The 14,562-nt window shown below is 65.7% G+C and carries 18 protein-coding genes and 1 tRNA gene; 8 read left to right on the forward strand and 11 right to left on the reverse strand.

All coding sequences use genetic code 11. The features are described 5' to 3' along the window. Positions 1-40: 40 nt before the first annotated feature. Complete coding sequence (locus tag Hhyl6_RS15245; protein WP_483740107.1) at positions 41-1,192, forward strand: 5-(carboxyamino)imidazole ribonucleotide synthase; 1,152 nt, start codon at positions 41-43, stop codon at positions 1,190-1,192. A 47-nt stretch (positions 1,193-1,239) separates the two neighbouring features. Here the strand turns inward: Hhyl6_RS15245 and Hhyl6_RS15250 are convergent, their stop codons facing one another. After that, on the reverse strand, positions 1,240-1,539 hold the full coding sequence (locus Hhyl6_RS15250) for a putative quinol monooxygenase (protein ID WP_483740108.1): 300 nt from the start codon (positions 1,537-1,539) through the stop codon (positions 1,240-1,242). A gap of 144 nt (positions 1,540-1,683) precedes the next feature. Between Hhyl6_RS15250 and Hhyl6_RS15255 the strand changes: the two genes are divergently transcribed. Next, positions 1,684-2,121: a plastocyanin/azurin family copper-binding protein gene (locus tag Hhyl6_RS15255; RefSeq protein WP_483740109.1), complete on the forward strand. Its 438-nt coding sequence runs from the start codon at positions 1,684-1,686 to the stop codon at positions 2,119-2,121. 22 nt (positions 2,122-2,143) lie between these two features. Here the strand turns inward: Hhyl6_RS15255 and Hhyl6_RS15260 are convergent, their stop codons facing one another. The 4 genes from Hhyl6_RS15260 to Hhyl6_RS15275 are packed head-to-tail and all read right to left on the reverse strand — an operon-like array spanning position 2,144 to position 4,605. After that, entirely contained in the window at positions 2,144-2,788 is a 645-nt protein-coding gene (locus Hhyl6_RS15260) for a 30S ribosomal protein S3ae (RefSeq protein ID WP_483740110.1), read from the reverse strand. Next, positions 2,781-3,020: a KEOPS complex subunit Pcc1 gene (locus Hhyl6_RS15265; protein ID WP_483740111.1), complete on the reverse strand. Its 240-nt coding sequence runs from the start codon at positions 3,018-3,020 to the stop codon at positions 2,781-2,783. The genes Hhyl6_RS15260 and Hhyl6_RS15265 overlap by 8 nt, the downstream gene beginning before the upstream one ends. Then, positions 3,017-4,135 carry a hypothetical protein gene (locus Hhyl6_RS15270; RefSeq protein WP_483740112.1) on the reverse strand — a complete coding sequence of 373 codons (1,119 nt, stop codon included), beginning with the start codon at positions 4,133-4,135 and terminating at the stop codon, positions 3,017-3,019. Before Hhyl6_RS15270 ends, Hhyl6_RS15265 begins: the two co-directional genes overlap by 4 nt. Continuing rightward, complete coding sequence (locus Hhyl6_RS15275; RefSeq protein ID WP_483740113.1) at positions 4,135-4,605, reverse strand: 30S ribosomal protein S15; 471 nt, start codon at positions 4,603-4,605, stop codon at positions 4,135-4,137. Before Hhyl6_RS15275 ends, Hhyl6_RS15270 begins: the two co-directional genes overlap by 1 nt. 227 nt (positions 4,606-4,832) lie before the next feature. On the opposite strand from Hhyl6_RS15275, the gene Hhyl6_RS15280 reads away from it, so the two are divergent. From Hhyl6_RS15280 to Hhyl6_RS15290, 3 genes are all read left to right on the forward strand, one after another. Further along, positions 4,833-5,375: a DUF4382 domain-containing protein gene (locus Hhyl6_RS15280; RefSeq protein WP_483740114.1), complete on the forward strand. Its 543-nt coding sequence runs from the start codon at positions 4,833-4,835 to the stop codon at positions 5,373-5,375. A gap of 85 nt (positions 5,376-5,460) precedes the next feature. Continuing rightward, positions 5,461-7,146 carry a DUF7289 family protein gene (locus Hhyl6_RS15285; RefSeq protein WP_483740115.1) on the forward strand — a complete coding sequence of 562 codons (1,686 nt, stop codon included), beginning with the start codon at positions 5,461-5,463 and terminating at the stop codon, positions 7,144-7,146. Between the two features lie 131 nt (positions 7,147-7,277). Beyond that, positions 7,278-9,122, forward strand: a complete 1,845-nt coding sequence (locus tag Hhyl6_RS15290) for a DUF7289 family protein (protein ID WP_483740116.1) — start codon at positions 7,278-7,280, stop codon at positions 9,120-9,122. Here Hhyl6_RS15290 and Hhyl6_RS15295 read toward each other — a convergent pair whose 3' ends face one another. From Hhyl6_RS15295 to Hhyl6_RS15315, 5 genes are read right to left on the reverse strand one after another with little or no spacing between them, the layout of a single operon-like run. Next, positions 9,123-9,878: a DUF7289 family protein gene (locus Hhyl6_RS15295; RefSeq protein WP_483740117.1), complete on the reverse strand. Its 756-nt coding sequence runs from the start codon at positions 9,876-9,878 to the stop codon at positions 9,123-9,125. Next, positions 9,871-10,314 (reverse strand): DUF7266 family protein, encoded by a 444-nt coding sequence (locus Hhyl6_RS15300; protein ID WP_483740118.1) that lies wholly within the window; start codon positions 10,312-10,314, stop codon positions 9,871-9,873. The genes Hhyl6_RS15295 and Hhyl6_RS15300 overlap by 8 nt, the downstream gene beginning before the upstream one ends. Further along, positions 10,307-11,329 carry a DUF7261 family protein gene (locus Hhyl6_RS15305; protein WP_483740119.1) on the reverse strand — a complete coding sequence of 341 codons (1,023 nt, stop codon included), beginning with the start codon at positions 11,327-11,329 and terminating at the stop codon, positions 10,307-10,309. The genes Hhyl6_RS15300 and Hhyl6_RS15305 overlap by 8 nt, the downstream gene beginning before the upstream one ends. Then, on the reverse strand, positions 11,317-11,904 hold the full coding sequence (locus tag Hhyl6_RS15310) for a DUF7288 family protein (RefSeq protein ID WP_483740120.1): 588 nt from the start codon (positions 11,902-11,904) through the stop codon (positions 11,317-11,319). Before Hhyl6_RS15310 ends, Hhyl6_RS15305 begins: the two co-directional genes overlap by 13 nt. 1 nt (position 11,905) lies before the next feature. Continuing rightward, positions 11,906-12,439 carry a DUF7287 family protein gene (locus Hhyl6_RS15315; protein WP_483740121.1) on the reverse strand — a complete coding sequence of 178 codons (534 nt, stop codon included), beginning with the start codon at positions 12,437-12,439 and terminating at the stop codon, positions 11,906-11,908. Positions 12,440-12,686: 247 nt separating this feature from the next. Between Hhyl6_RS15315 and Hhyl6_RS15320 the strand changes: the two genes are divergently transcribed. The 3 genes from Hhyl6_RS15320 (at position 12,687) to Hhyl6_RS15330 (ending at position 14,155) form a co-directional block, all read left to right on the forward strand. Further along, a tRNA-Ala gene (locus Hhyl6_RS15320) sits at positions 12,687-12,758 on the forward strand. Positions 12,759-13,002: 244 nt separating this feature from the next. Beyond that, positions 13,003-13,560 (forward strand): SWIM zinc finger family protein, encoded by a 558-nt coding sequence (locus Hhyl6_RS15325; RefSeq protein ID WP_483740122.1) that lies wholly within the window; start codon positions 13,003-13,005, stop codon positions 13,558-13,560. 139 nt (positions 13,561-13,699) lie between these two features. Further along, on the forward strand, positions 13,700-14,155 hold the full coding sequence (locus Hhyl6_RS15330) for a hypothetical protein (protein WP_483740123.1): 456 nt from the start codon (positions 13,700-13,702) through the stop codon (positions 14,153-14,155). Positions 14,156-14,185: 30 nt separating this feature from the next. Here the strand turns inward: Hhyl6_RS15330 and Hhyl6_RS15335 are convergent, their stop codons facing one another. Further along, positions 14,186-14,431, reverse strand: coding sequence for a hypothetical protein (locus Hhyl6_RS15335; protein ID WP_483740124.1), 246 nt, complete (start codon positions 14,429-14,431; stop codon positions 14,186-14,188). Positions 14,432-14,562: the final 131 nt, after the last annotated feature.

Below are 14,562 nucleotides of genomic sequence, written 5' to 3' on the forward strand. Positions count from 1 at the left end.
GAAATCAACGCTTATGCGCTCGCCAGCGAAAGCGCGGCACATGACACGCACGTCTCCCGGACCGACCCTCGGCGTGGTCGGCGGGGGTCAACTCGGACGCATGATGGGCGAAGCGGCCGCGCCGCTGGGCGTCGAACTCATCGTTGCCGACCCGACGCCGGACTGCCCGGCGACCCCGGTCGTCCGCGACCAGTTGGTCGGCGGGTTCGAGGACGAGGAGACGTTCCGCCGCCTCGCGGAGCGAGCGGACGTCCTCACCTTCGAGATAGAACTCGCGGACCCCGACGTCCTCGAACGGGTCGCCGAGGAGACGGGGGCCCCGGTCCACCCGAAACCGGACACCCTGCGGACGATTCAGGACAAACTCGTCCAGAAACAGCGCCTCTCGGAGGCGGGGGTACCGGTCCCCGAGTTCCGCGCCGTCGAGACGGCCGCGGAGTTGCGCGAGGCCTGTGAGGAACTGGGCTACCCCGCGATGCTGAAGGCTCGCACCGGCGGCTACGACGGGCGCGGCAACGTCCCCGTCTCGGGTCCCGAGGACGTCGATGCGGCCATCGACGACGTCGCCGGCCCGGCGATGGTCGAGGAGATGGTGGACTTCGAACGGGAACTGGCCGTCATGGGCTGTCGCGGCGACGAGGAACGCGACACGTTCCCGGTCACCGAGACCATCCACGAGGAAGAGATTCTCCGCGAGAGCGTCGCTCCGGCGCGGGCGAGCGAGGCGGTGCGTGACCGCGCCCGCGAGGTGGCGCTGGACGTCCTCGACGTGATGGACGGCCGCGGCGTCTTCGGCATCGAACTGTTCCAGACGGCCGACGACGAGATTCTGCTCAACGAAATCGCCCCCCGTCCCCACAACTCCGGGCACTGGACCATCGAGGGCTGTCACACCTCCCAGTTCGAACAGCACGTTCGCGCCGTCATGGGGATGCCGCTGGGAACGACCGACCAGCGAGACCCGACCGTCTCCACCAACGTCCTCGGGGACGTGGATGAACGCCAGTCGGCGGCGCTGTACGGCGACGAAGCGGTGTTCGAGACCGACCGCGCTCACCTCCACTGGTACGGCAAACACGAGGTGTACGAGTTGCGGAAGATGGGCCACGTCACGATGCCCGGCGACCGCGACGTCAACGCGTTGCTGGCCGACGTCCGCGAGTTGCGCGACGGCCTGACGTTCCGCGACTGAGCGGTCGCTCCGCGGAGACAGTACGAATCGGTCGAAAAAACGCGTGGTCAGGCCGATTTCTCGGGGACGGCCTTCCGTTCGACGTGTTCGAGGAACGTGATTTCGGGTTCGCCCTCGACGCCAGCCTCGCCCATTATCTCCGGGAGTTCCTCGGAGTCCACGAACGCCTCGGCGTTCTCCATCGTGTCGAACTCGGCGAGCATCACGACGTCGTTCGGGTTCTCGCTGTCGCGGAACAGGTCGTAGCGCTGTTGTCCGTACTCGATGCGCCGGTCGTCGTCGTCGTCGAAGTACGGTTTCCAGTCGTCGAAGTTAGCGACTTCGTGTCGGATGAGGACGTAAGCCATGTTCCATCACCAATAATTATGTGAGTCTCGGGAAGCCTTAACCTGAGCTGTCCAGCTATGCCTCGCTCACGGCCGGCTACTCACCGGGCCTGTACCTCGTCCCGAACCGAGTCGTCTTTGTCCGTCCGCTCCCGAGTTCGACCTATGGAGCGACGGGCTTTCCTCGGAGCGGTCGGGACGGCCGCCACAGTCGGGATGGCGGGGTGCATCGGCGGCCGCGGCGCGAACACCGACTACGACGTCGGGATGGGCGCGAAGGTTTTCCGGCCACAGACCCTCCGGGTCGAGCCGGGAACCACGGTCACGTGGCTCAACACCAGCAAGCAGGGCCACACCGTCACCGCGTACGAGGACGGCCTCCCCGACGGCGCCGACTTCTTCGCCTCCGGCGAGTTCGAGACGGAACAGGCCGCCCGGGACGCGTGGGGGAACAGTTCGAAGGGGACGCTGTTCGAGGGACAGTCCTACGAACACACCTTCGAGGTGCGCGGGGAGTACCCGTACTTCTGCATCCCGCACGAACGCGGCGGGATGGTCGGCACCGTCGTCGTCACTGACGAGGCGGGCACGACCGAAGAATAGTGCGTCTGGGTGCCGAACGGGGTTAGGCTTCCTCGACGTCGACGTCTTCCTCGTCGACGTCGACGGCCGTCTCCTCTTCGGCGGCGACTTCCTCGGGGCGAGCCTCGAGGGTCGTCTTCTGAATCTCGACGCGGCGGAGCGGGTAAATCTCCTTGGCCTCGCCGTAGATGGCCGAGGAGAGACGCCCCTCGACGACGCTGTCGACGAGTTCCTCGAAGGTGCGGTCCTTCGCGGTCTCCTCGACGAGGTCTATCATCGTGCGGCGGATGGCCTTCTCTTGGGAGGCGTCGGCCTTCTTCGTCGTGACGGCGACCGGCTGAATCTGGACGCGGTAGTCGTCCGTCGTCAGCACGGTGACGAAGGCCTCGACCTTCGAGGAGCCGCGGCGGACGAGCGAGCGCAGGTAGTCCCGCGTCAGCTCGTGCTTGGTGAATTCCGTGTACGCGGAGTCGCTGGCGACCTCGTTGATTTTGAAGGTCAGCTTCGTGTTGTTCTCGCTGGCGTCGTTCTTCAGTTCGCCCAGCGTCGTTTCGATGGTGCGACCGAGCACCTTGTCCGGTTCGTCTGCGGTCGTCTCACCGAGCTCCTCCCGGTCGAACTGCTCGGGAGCGAGGACGGTGTACCACCGCTTCTGCTGTTTGCGCTTGGAGACGCTTCGTTCACTCATGGTTGGAATCTGTGTGTCGGTTGGTTAGCTGTGCTGCGACCCGGAGGTTGACGACGTAGTCGTCGACGGTCGACTGCAACCCGCCCGTCGAGTCGCGCTCGACGGTGGTGACCACGGCGTCGTCCTCGACGCGGGTGGTCATCTGGTCGGTGTTGTCCGGCCGGAGTGCGGCCGCGACGCGCTCGGCCCGGGCGGGCGTGTCGTGCGTCGTGCGAATCTCGGCCCGTCTCATAGTGCCTCCCTGAACGCCTCGATGAGGTCCGCGGTCGGCACGTCGAACCGCGCTCTGGCGCGGCGGCCGTGACCGACGGCCTCGCCGTCGACGGCGTCCGCCGCGGCCCGCATCGCCGCGGCCACGTCCCGGCCGTCGGTGGCGCGAGCGGCGGCCTCGCCGTCCGTGACGACGAGCGTCACGGGTTCGGGCGCGCGGAAGTCGGCCACCAGACGAGCGACGGTGCCGACCGGCATGGCGTCGCCGCGGGCGACGAACAGGCCGTCGTACCGGCCCGTCGTCGCGTCGGCGACGGCGGCGTGGGCTCGCTCGGCGTGGGTTCGCCACGCGGCGAGGGCGTCCTCGCGGACGCGCTCGTGACCGAGCGCGAGCGCGATGCCCGTGCCCGGACGCTCACGAGCGACGGCGTCCAAGACGTCGGCGTAGCCGCCGACCGTCTCGAACGGCCCGCCCACGTACGGGTGGAGCGCGCGCTGGACCGCGTCGGCGGCCCGGGGCGGCGCACTGTCCGTCCCGGTGACCGCCAGCGCGACCAGCGACGCGACGCGCCGGTGGTCGTCGTCGCTCGGGTCGGCGGGCAGGTCCAGTTCGGCCAGCGTGGCCCGTGCCTGTTCCTCGTCCCCCGAGAAGGGGGCCGAGAGCAGCGTCGAGTGGGCCAACCCGTCGCCGAGGTCCGCGACCGGTATCGAGAGTCCCGGGCGGCGGTCGAGGCCAGCCTGTTCGGCGGCGCTCTCGACCGGGCCGTCCACGTCACTGCCGGCGAGAGTGCCGGCGAGCGCGAGCGTCGGACTGGTCGCGGTGCCGAGTTCGCGAGCCACCTCGAAGGCGGCCGCGGCCGGTCGGGCGGCGAGCGTGTGGTCGGCGGGCGGGAGCGAGCGGCCGAGGGCGACTGTCGCGTCGGCCTCCGTGGTTCGGTCGGGGTCGGCGAATGGGGCGACGACGCTCGCCTGGAACGGCGTTCCGGCGGCGGCGAGCGCCCGTGCCAGCACGCCCGTCGCGGCCAGCGCAGCGCCGGTCGCGTCGCTCACGAGCCGCACGAAGGCGGCGTCGGAGAGGGACGCGGCGACGTCGCTGGGGGCAGGGGCTGGCGCCTGTTCCCGACCGGTCGTGGACATCAGTCGTCGTCGAGCAGCTGGACGGCCTTGTCGTAGCTGTAGGTGAAGTCCTCGTCCAGTTCGTCACCGCGGTAGTAGTCGACGAGGCGGCGAATCTTCGACTGCGTGTTCTGGAGCGCACGCTTGTTCTGGTGGTCGCCGGGGTTCTCGTCCATGTGGTCGCGCAGGCGGACTGCGCGCTCCATCAGGTTCCGGAGGTCCTCGGGCAGGTCGCCCTCGGCGTCGTTCTCCTCCAGAATCTCGGTGACTTTCTTGCCGGTCGCGAGCTTCACGTTCGGGACGGGGGTGCCCTGAACGCCTTCGTCGCGCAGTTTCAGGCCGATTTCGCTGGGCGAGTGGCCCTGCTCGGCGAGTTCGACGACGCGCGCTTCGACGGCGTCGTCGTCGACGTCGCTCCACTCCGGGGGTTCGTCTGCCGCGGGCTTGTCCGAGTCGGACGAGCCACGACGGCGTGTGTGCATTCGTGCCATTGTTGTCTGGTTGGAACCGCACGAACCGCTCGTCGCTGCCGGTAGCGAGGCGTATCGGCATCGGTGGATGCCAAACACGGCCGCAATCCCGAGCCGTGGAAGCCCACGGCGTGTCAGATTTGCGGTCGTGCTGTTCCCGTGGGATGGTCGTCGGCCGCGCGACTAAACGGTTTCCATCTCTCGCTCGGGGCCAGTAGACCTATATGGTGCTAGGTCAACGGGCGTGCATGGATAGACGTGCGTTCCTCCGAAGCGGCCTCGTGGCCGCGGGGGCGACGCTCGCCGGGTGCGGCAGTGACGCTCCGACGGGGACCCTCGCCACGTACGTCAGCGACAAACCGGGTGACATCGCCGACTTCGAGTCCTGTGTCGTCACTATCGGTGCGATTCGCGTGCTGCCCGCGGCGGCGGCCACCGAGACGGAGGACCACACGGGCGACGAACTCGTCTTCGAGGTGGGCGGCGTCACCGCGGACCTCGTGGAACTGGCCGGCGACGCCTCGGCGCTCGCGGAAGAACAGGAACTCGAAACCGGGGAGTACGCCTACCTCAAACTGGACGTCACCGCCGTCGACGCGTCCCTCGACGGCGGCGAGATGGCGATGGTCAGGACGCCGGGTGACGCCCCGCTGAAGTTCACCCAGTCCTTCGAGATACGGGCCGACGAGACGACGCGGTTCACCGCGGACTTCACCCCCGTCTCACAGGGCGAGCGCGGTCGCTATCTGCTCAGGCCGGTCGCCGAGGAGACCAGCGTTCGGTACGGGTAGTTCGTATCGGTCGGTGAGGAGGGGAGGTAGTTTATATCGCGTGCGAAGGTAGTGCAACAGAGACATGGAGGTTCGTTCTGGGTGGGTGAGCCGTGGGCAGAGTACGCCGCTGGGGTTGGCACTCGTCCTCGCTATCGTGGTCGCATCGACGACGGCCATCGTCGCGCTGGGGGCGGACGCCGTCACGAGTACGCGGTCGCAACTGGAGACTGAGCGAGCCGAGAAGGTATTGACGCAACTGGACTCACAGTCGTCGCTCGTCGCACTCGGTCAGTCGGACGTCCAGCGGGTCGACCTCCCGACGGTTCGAGGGAACCGGTACCGGGTCGTGGATGGGCCGGCGGGCGGGACGATACGCGTCGAAGTCGACGGTGTCGCCACCCCGATACTCGAACAGGAGATGGGGAAAGTCGTCTACGAACGGTCCTCTGGCGCGGACATCGCCTATCAGGGTGGCGGCGTCTGGCAGTCGTCGCCCGACGGAGAGGGGGAGATGGTGTCGCCGCCGGAACTGCACTACCGGAACGCGACGCTGACGCTCCCCCTCGTGACCGTCTCGGGCGACAGTTCACTCAGCGGGCGCGTCTCCGTCACCGACAACGGGTCCGTGCAGGTGTACCCGAACGCGACGACGGGGCGGACGAACCCGCTGGAGAGTGGCCGGGTCCAAATCGTCGTTCAGAGCGACTACTACCGCTCGTGGGGCGAGTACTTCGAGACGCGCACCGACGGCGGCGTCGCCTACGACCACGTGAACGAGGAGGTGACCCTGACGCTGTCCGTGCCGGCGACGAACCCGCCCGTCGCGGGTGGCATCGTCTCCGGGGCTCCGGGCACGTCGATGACCATCAAGAACAACGCGGAGGCCGACAGCTACAACTCCTCGAACGGCGACTACGCCGCGACGGTGGCCGACGAAACGCGCATCGTCTCCGCCGGCGACGTCGACGTGGAGAACAACGCCGTCATCAAGGGGAGTCTGGAGGCCGGCGGTGACGTTTCCATCGCCAACAACGGCGAGATTCGTGGAAACCTCTCCTACGGCGGGGCGGCCTCCGGTGGCGGGTTCCCGGGCGGCGTCGACGGGTGGCACGCCCAGAACGCGTCCATCGAATCCCCGGACTCGGTGGAACTGCTCATCGACAGTCGCCGGGTCGCCTACGACGAGAGCGACGAGAACGACAACGACGACCCGAGCGTGGACGTCGACGAGAGCACGAACGCGCTGGAGAACTGCGGGTCGACTTGCGAGTTGACCGCGGGGGACTACTACCTCGACGAGATGGCCGTCTCGGGGACGCTCCGAATCGACAGTAGCGGCGGCCCGGTGAACATCGTCGTCGACGGCGACGTGGACCTCTCGAACAACGCGAACGTCGAGGTGGTCGGCGGGAACCGCGTCAACGTCTACGTCGAGGGGGACGTGACCTACGGGCAGAACGCGTACAACACGGTCACGAGCGACCGGGCCCCGAACTTCTGGCTGTACACGAACCCCGACGCGAGCGCCACCTTCGAGAACAACGCCGTCCTCGTCGGCGTCCTGTACGGTCCCGGCGACGGGACGAACCCCGGAACGGCCGCCGAACTGAACAACAACGCCCACGTCTACGGCGGCGTCGTCGGCGACGTGACGTTCGTCAGCAACAACTACGGCATCCACTACGACGAGGCGTTGACGAACGTCGAGAGCGTCCAGAACCCCCGGACCATACCGGCTCTGACCTACCTCCACGTCTCTGTCAACCGCGTCAACGTCACCTCGACGTAGCCCGGTGTCATCCCGAGACGTGAGTCGCGGTATCACAGCGGCATCTTTCCAGCCGTAGATAGCGGTTTCGAAACGGTCGCCGAGCGGAATCGGCCACCGCGCTTATCACGGATGATAGCTAAGGCAGTACGATGCGATTGCCCACGGGTCGGGACGGGGACCAGCGGCAGCAACGGGCACAGTCAGCACCGCTGGGGATGGCGCTGGTGTTGGCGGTGATGATTCTCTCGACGACCGCCGTGGTCGCGTTCAGCGCGGGTGCCATCACGACGACCCAGTCCCAACTCGACGCCGAACGTACGCAGAAGGCGATGACCGAACTCGACTCCCGGACGGCCCTCGTCGCACTGGGTCAGTCGAGCGTCCAGCGCGTCAGTCTCTCCGCCCGTGGCAGCGACCAGTACCGGGTCGAAGAGGGTGCGGGGTGGATGAACCTCTCCTACGAGAACACGACGACTGGCGCACAGACGACCATCTACAACGAGACGATGGGTGCCGTCGTCTACGAGGGCAGCGACGACCGCACCATCGCGTATCAGGGGGGCGGCGTCTGGCGGTCCGACCGCGACGACCGGTCGGTGATGATATCGCCGCCGGAGTTCCACTACCGGAACGCAACGCTCACTCTTCCGCTCGTGACGGTCCAAGGCGAAGCGTCGCTCGACAATCGGGCCATCGTGACTCACAACAACACCACGCAGTACTTCCCGAACCCGCAACTCGACCAGAGTTTCCAGAACCCGCTGAACAACGGTCGGGTAACCGTCACGGTCAGAAGTCGCTACTACCGCGCCTGGGGGTCGTTCTTCGAGACGCGCACCGACGGCAAAGTCGAGTACGACCACCCCAAGAACGTCGTCGTGGCGGAACTGGTCGCGCCGGTGGACAAGCAGCGTCTCACTTCCGCGACGTCCAGTCTCTCCGCCAGCGGCAGTTTCACCGTCCTCGGCGGTTCGACCCACAACACCTCCTGCGGGGCCGCTACCGACGTCTACACCGACAGCTACGACTCCAGCGGTACGACAAACGACTACTGCACCCAGGCGACCAACGGGAACCTCGGCGACAACGGTGACGTCGTCTACGGACGTGACATCGACATCAGTGGCGGAGCGGCCGGCGAGAACTTCCGCGGCGACCTCGTCTCCGGGCGAAGCGTCGAGGTCGGGAACGGGGCGGGGAAACCGGACGTCTACGGCAACATCAGCTACACCGACAACTGCATCCCGAGCGACAGCGACTGTGAGAGCCGAATCATCGACCCCGACGGGGACGTCGAACAGATAAGCGGCGTCGACCAAGCGGCCGCCATCAACGGCATCATCCGCGACCGACTGGAGACCGCGGCCGCCGACAACGACAACGCTGGGACCCCGGCCGACGGTGGCACCATCACCTACACGTCCGATACTGCGGCGCTCGGCGCCGGGACCTACTACCTCTCAGAACTCACGCCCGGCACTGGCGACACGCTGACGCTCGACACTACCGGGGGCGACATCGTTCTCGCGGTGGACGACAACGTAGCACTGGCCGAGGGCGCGACCATCGAGGTTGTCGGGCCCGGCACCGTCAGTCTCTACGTCGGTGGCACCGGCGGACACACCAACCACATCTTCCTCGACGAGGGGGCGGCGGTGACCAACGTGGGCGACGACGCGCCACAGTTCCGCGCCTACGGCCGTGACAATCTGACGACGACCATCGGCGGCGGCAACAGCGCGGACCCCGCGGAGTACGTCGGCGTCATCTACGCCCCGCCGGGCGTCAGCGGCACCGGGAGCGTGACTCTCGACGGGGGCCTCGTCTACGGCGGTATCCTCACCGGTCAGACGACCATCGCGAACAGCGGGAAGGGCGGTATCCACTACGACGAGGCGCTCAGGACCCAGAACATCCTCTCTCGTGACGACTCGGTCGTGAAGGTCACGTACATCCACGCCTCCGTCAATGAGGTCAACGTTACCAGTACCTGATTACTGCTCGATGTCCACTCCGATGTCGTGGTAGACGACGTACACGCGGTCGATACCGTTGGGCGAGGGCGGGTACTCACACTCGACGCTGGTTCCGCCGCCCCCGACGGTACAGTCAAACCCGTACCGCTCGTACGCTTCCGCCCACAGCGGCGCCCTCGGCGACGAACTGATGGTGATGTCCACCTGCTCGACGTCGGCCGAACGGTTCCGGTACACGAGGTCCGACCGCCGCTCGCTCATGCGGACGAGAACGGTCGACCCGCTGAGGCTCTGGACCGTCGGCCGGTTGACACCGACAACCGTCACGAGCATCCGATTGCCGTCGACGACGAGGGGCGGTTCCCGGACGACGACGCCGCCGTCGCGGTTCGTCCGGAAGATGGCGCCGGCCTCGTAGACGATTCGACGCTCGTCGTTGCCCTCGTAGACGATTGGCCGAACTCGCCAGTCGAACGTCTGTGGGAGGCCGCTCCCGCCTTCGAGTCTGACCTCCATCGTCACGTTGCTCCCGGTCCGAATCTGGGATTGGCTGAGGCTAATCTCCGTCGCCCGACTCGGAGCCCCCCGCTGGTGGATGTCGGCGACGTTGTCCGCCAGCACGTCGAATGCGCGCTCTGCGCTCTCCAGTTGCTCGACGTCACGGACGTCCTGCAGGCTCCCGAGGCCGCCCACGGAGACGATAGCGATGGACCCGATGATGAGCGAGAACACGAGCGTGTAGCTCAGCACTTCGCTCACGGCGCGTTCAGACATCGCGTATCACCAATTCACTCGCCCCCGGGTCGTAGTATATCTGGACGACGCCACCGTCGGCCGTTCCAGCCGTGTCGAGGCTGGTCGCTACCTTCACTCCGATTTCGACCCGTATCTCGGGGTCGACCGACCTGACGACGAGCGTGTCCTGACTCTCGACGCGCACGTCGTAACTGCTGCCCGACACCCGGTCGGGGAAGGTCTGGTTCAACCGGACCGTCGGTGACCCGTCCCCGGCGCGGACGAGTCGGTCCGCGCGTGCGAAGTCGGCGGCGACCTGATGCCCGACGATGGTGAGTTCCTCTCGGACGACCTGCTCTCTGCGGTCGGTCACGTAGTCGCTGCCGGCGACCAGCAGTCCGGTAATCAGCAACGCCGATATCGCCAGCGTCAGCGTATAGGACAGCGTCGTGGAGACGGCCCGCTCCCTATTCATCTGGCTCACCCGGTGCGACCCGGACGTCGGTGACGTACCGCATGTTTCCGGTGTCGTATCTGAAGCGGACGGTTATCTGGTAGTGCGCGTCGGTCCAGTACGGGTCGCCCGGCGTGATGCCTGCCACGACCGCTTCGACAGCGTTGAGGGTACTGCTCGGGTCGCGGACGACCATCGAGTAGTTCCCGTGAATCCTGCTCGCGTTCTTGAACCGGACGTCGTACGTGTCGCTCGCTCCGGTGGCAAAGTGCATGTTCTCGCCGCCGGCGGTGAGGCCCAGCGCGTCACAGGGCTTCGAGTCGACGGTACCGCCGGTGACGTCGATACGGACGTACGACCGGTTCGAGAGCACTTGACAGCGCTCTTTGGTCACGGTTCCGCCCACGTTCTTGATAGTCGTGATTTGGATAGTCCGGTTCCCCGAGGCGTTCCAGACGTGCATCTGCCAACTGTCCACGTTGGTCGACGAACTGTCTCTGACCTCGACTTCGAAGGAAGAGGTGTTGTCCACTCCCGCGACGTCGCTCGCGTTGATGACGAACGCGCGCGTCGCGTTCTCCCGGGGAGTTCCAGACCGGGAGACGCCGCTCGCTACGACCCAGTCGGTGCTATCGCCGGCCGACCTGAACTCCTGATGGGTCGAACTGTTCTGAGCGATACGGCGCCCTGCCTCGCTGCTCTCGTAGGTGACGTTGACCAGCGTGCCAGTCCTCGCCTGCTGTTGCTCCGTTTGCATACTGGTGTTTCTGATACCCCACTCGATGGCCTCGTCCAGTCGCGTCGTACTGGAGTAGTTGTACCGGTTGGCCGACTGAAGCGTATCGCCTGCGTTGTCCTCGACCATCGCCCGCATCGCCAGCGCGTCGTCGCTACCGGCCGTCTCGCCCCGACTGGCGAGGTTCTCGGTGAAGATGGCGGAGTTGACGATGAGCGCCAGTGCCACGAACGTCACCGCGAGGGCGAACGCCGCGATGAGTATCGTCTGGCCCCGGTCGTCCCCGGTCAGATGCGCCACGCGACCACCTCCACGCGAACGGTGTTGTAGACGTTCGATTCGAGGTCCGGCATCGGATAGGTGACGTTCTCGTGGCGCAACGAGGTGGCGTTGCGCGTCTCGTCCTCGTCGTAGATGTGGTCGTCGTCCATGAGCGTAATCGTGTAGCTCGCGGCGACGGCGTTGTCGCTCGGGACGCCGCTGTAGACGTACCTCCGGTTGATTACCTCCCCGTTGGCGTTCTGGAACCAGAAGTAGACGTTGTAGGCGATGCCACGCTGGTCGAACGACCGGTTGAGCATGCTGCCGAGCGTGTTGTTCGGCGGCCCGCTCGTGTAGTAGCCGAGGTCCTCGTTCGCGTCGTGAAAGCGCTGTGAGCTGTTGTTCCAGTACAGCACGGCCGGCTTCAGCGAGTCAGCGCGGGCCGCCGCGGCCAGCACGCCGCTACCGGTCGCCTGCTGTTGGTTCTCGATGTGCTGACTCGACGTGCTCGCCGACAGCGGCGTCACTGCCGTCATCTGGAGGGCGAACACGAGGCTGGAGAGGAGCAACAGACTGGCGACGACGGCTTCGAGGGTGTGTGCCTGTCCGCGCATGCTACCACATCACCACGTAGAGCGTCACGTCTTCTCTGTTCAGCGAGACGACGCGGAGTGCCGTCACCGACTCGTCGTTCTTCGGGGGCGGCGTGTCACCCCGAGCCAACGTCACGTCGCTCGGACTGCACTGGGACCGCTCCAGCAGTCTGCTCTCGTCGGCGTCCCAGCACAGCACCTCCGAGTCCGTCGTCTGCGTCGTGACGTTCGCCCTGATAGTCACGTTCACGTTCTGCCGGTCGGCGTCGAGCCCCAACTGGTCGCTGAGCGACTCGTCGTCGAAGACACACCGGCCGGGACCGTCGCCGTCGAAGAACGCGACCGTACAGAACCGGTCGATAGTGTAGGGACGGTCCGGACTGCCGAGGGTGGACTTCGCTAACTGGTCTGCGACCCGGTTGGTGGTTACCGTCTCGTCCTGTGCTCCCGCCGTGAACGGCGACAGCAGACCCGGGATGAACAGGAATATGAATATAAGCACCGCCAGAAACAGACTTATCCCGATAGTGAAATCGAGCGTCGTCTGCGCGCGCATCAGTACCCCTGTCCCGCTGACGGGTCGCGGCGCTCCCGGCCGACCGCCCCTGTCCTGCCTGTTCCCTTGCCGTACATGAATCCCCGTCCGCGCTCCCAGACCACGCGCGGTGTCTGACGGACTGTCGCACTGGATACTCTTGTACATTGTGGCGTTCCCCACGGGAGTGCGGGACGGCAGCGACTCGCACGTCCGCTCCGGTTCGATGGGTTTAAGAAAGGTCGTCGGATACGATTGAGTGCAGCGAGGGCTCGTAGATCAGGGGTAGATCACTCCCTTGGCATGGGAGAGGCCCCGGGTTCAAATCCCGGCGAGTCCATTGAAAATAACTGTCGTGGGGAGTTCATACCCGACGGCGGTACAACTTCTAACGACGCTGAATTCGGCACTTCCGAGTCTGAGCTAACTCCCTCTCGAAAAAGAGAGCGTTTGGATTCCAAACGGGGGCCTCCGCCGTCACGCAGTTCTGAGAGGGAGTGGCGGGCGCTTTGCTACTACTGTGGTCTGCCCATCGACCACGACAGCCAGCCGTGTAGCGCTCTGCACGACGGGGTGTGTCGGCCATGAGTCGAGCCGAGCGTAGCTGGCAGCCGAGCGACGACCTCCCCAGCATGGTCGGCGGCCCGCCGACACTCTCCATGCCCGCCGACTGGACGCTGTCGACGGCGTGGGAACGAGCCCAGCGCGAGAGCGACGAGGGCGGCGCCGTGAACGATGCCGAGCGCATCGTCAGCCTCTCGGACGGCGACGACTACCACCGCGTTCTCTGGGCACTCAAGGGCCGTACGCTCGTCGCTGAGTGCGACTGTGCGGGCCACAAGTTCCACGGCGGGTGGTGCGCTCACGTCGCCTCGCTGTGGTGGCAGTGGGTCCGTGGGTCCATCGTCGTGGCTCACCTCGACACCGGCCGGGAGTACCCAGCGCCACCATCGTGGCTGCTCCTCGATGACGACCCGACCGCGTACGACCACCTCACTCCTGCTGAACTTGACGCGCTCCTGTCCTGCGACCTCGGTAGCTTCGGCGTTCGGGAGTTCGCCCGCTACACCGACCGAGCGGCGGGCACCATCGGGAACTTGCTGGCCGACGCCCGTGAGAAGACAGAGGGGTGCCGCCGATGACGCCCGCGCACGCACGCCCGCCGACGCGAGGCAGTTTGGCGACCCGTGGGGGGCCTGTCCTACACGTACTCCTTCTGCCGGTCATCGCGGTGCCGTGTGGGGGTTCTGCCGCGTCTTACGAGGAGGTGGCTAGTCAGACATGAGTGGAGGCAGCCAACTCCACGAGGAGAGCGGGAGCGACAAAATCACGTTCCGCCTCCCCACCCACCTGAAGGAGCAGTACAAGGAGCAGGTCGACAACATGAGCGCCGACCTTGAGCAGTATGTCCGGCAGCAGGTCAAGGAGCCAGCCGAGGACGGCGGCGTCGAGCCGTATGCGGAGCCGGACCGGCGCGAACTCGCTATTGCCTACCGGACGCTCTGCAAGAAGCGGAGTGATAGCGGGATAGTGCGGGGAGAAACGGCGAAGCGGGCATTGGCGCAGGCCGTGGACCATATCAACCAAAAGGACGCTCCCCGCCTCCTACGGCAACTCGAGAAGCGGGGCTACGTCCGGCTTCAGAACGATATTCCGCCGAGCGACTACACAGCGGTCCATGTTCGCCCGTTCTCTCGACAGTCGGCCAGTGTAGGAGGTGCTAACGCCGATGCGTGAGCAGTCTCTGAGCGGGAGTGTTCTCAGCAACTATAGTATCGCATCCAAACGACCGAGGCTGAATCCGACGAGAATCCCCAACAGCAACAGGAACGGTCCTGATTGCATTACTCCTCGATATACGAGGAATCCCAGCGCTGCTGTTACGACGATTAACAATCCCAACACGAAGACTGCTAGTATACTCTGATAGGCTACTGACCCAGCCTTTCGAACCGATTCAGAGGCTTTGGAGCTGGGAATGCGGTTCCCATTCTCCGCTGGTTCGTCACTCATGTCCTCATATATAGCTATTATATCACTTCAGTTTTCGCAAAGAACCAGCCAATGAGAGGACAAGGTCGCTGAACAGCAGAGCGACACGTAGCTATCTGGCTACTGTCGCTTTTATTGCTTGCTAAATTATT

The organism is Haloarcula sp. H-hyl6, assembly GCF_056934455.1.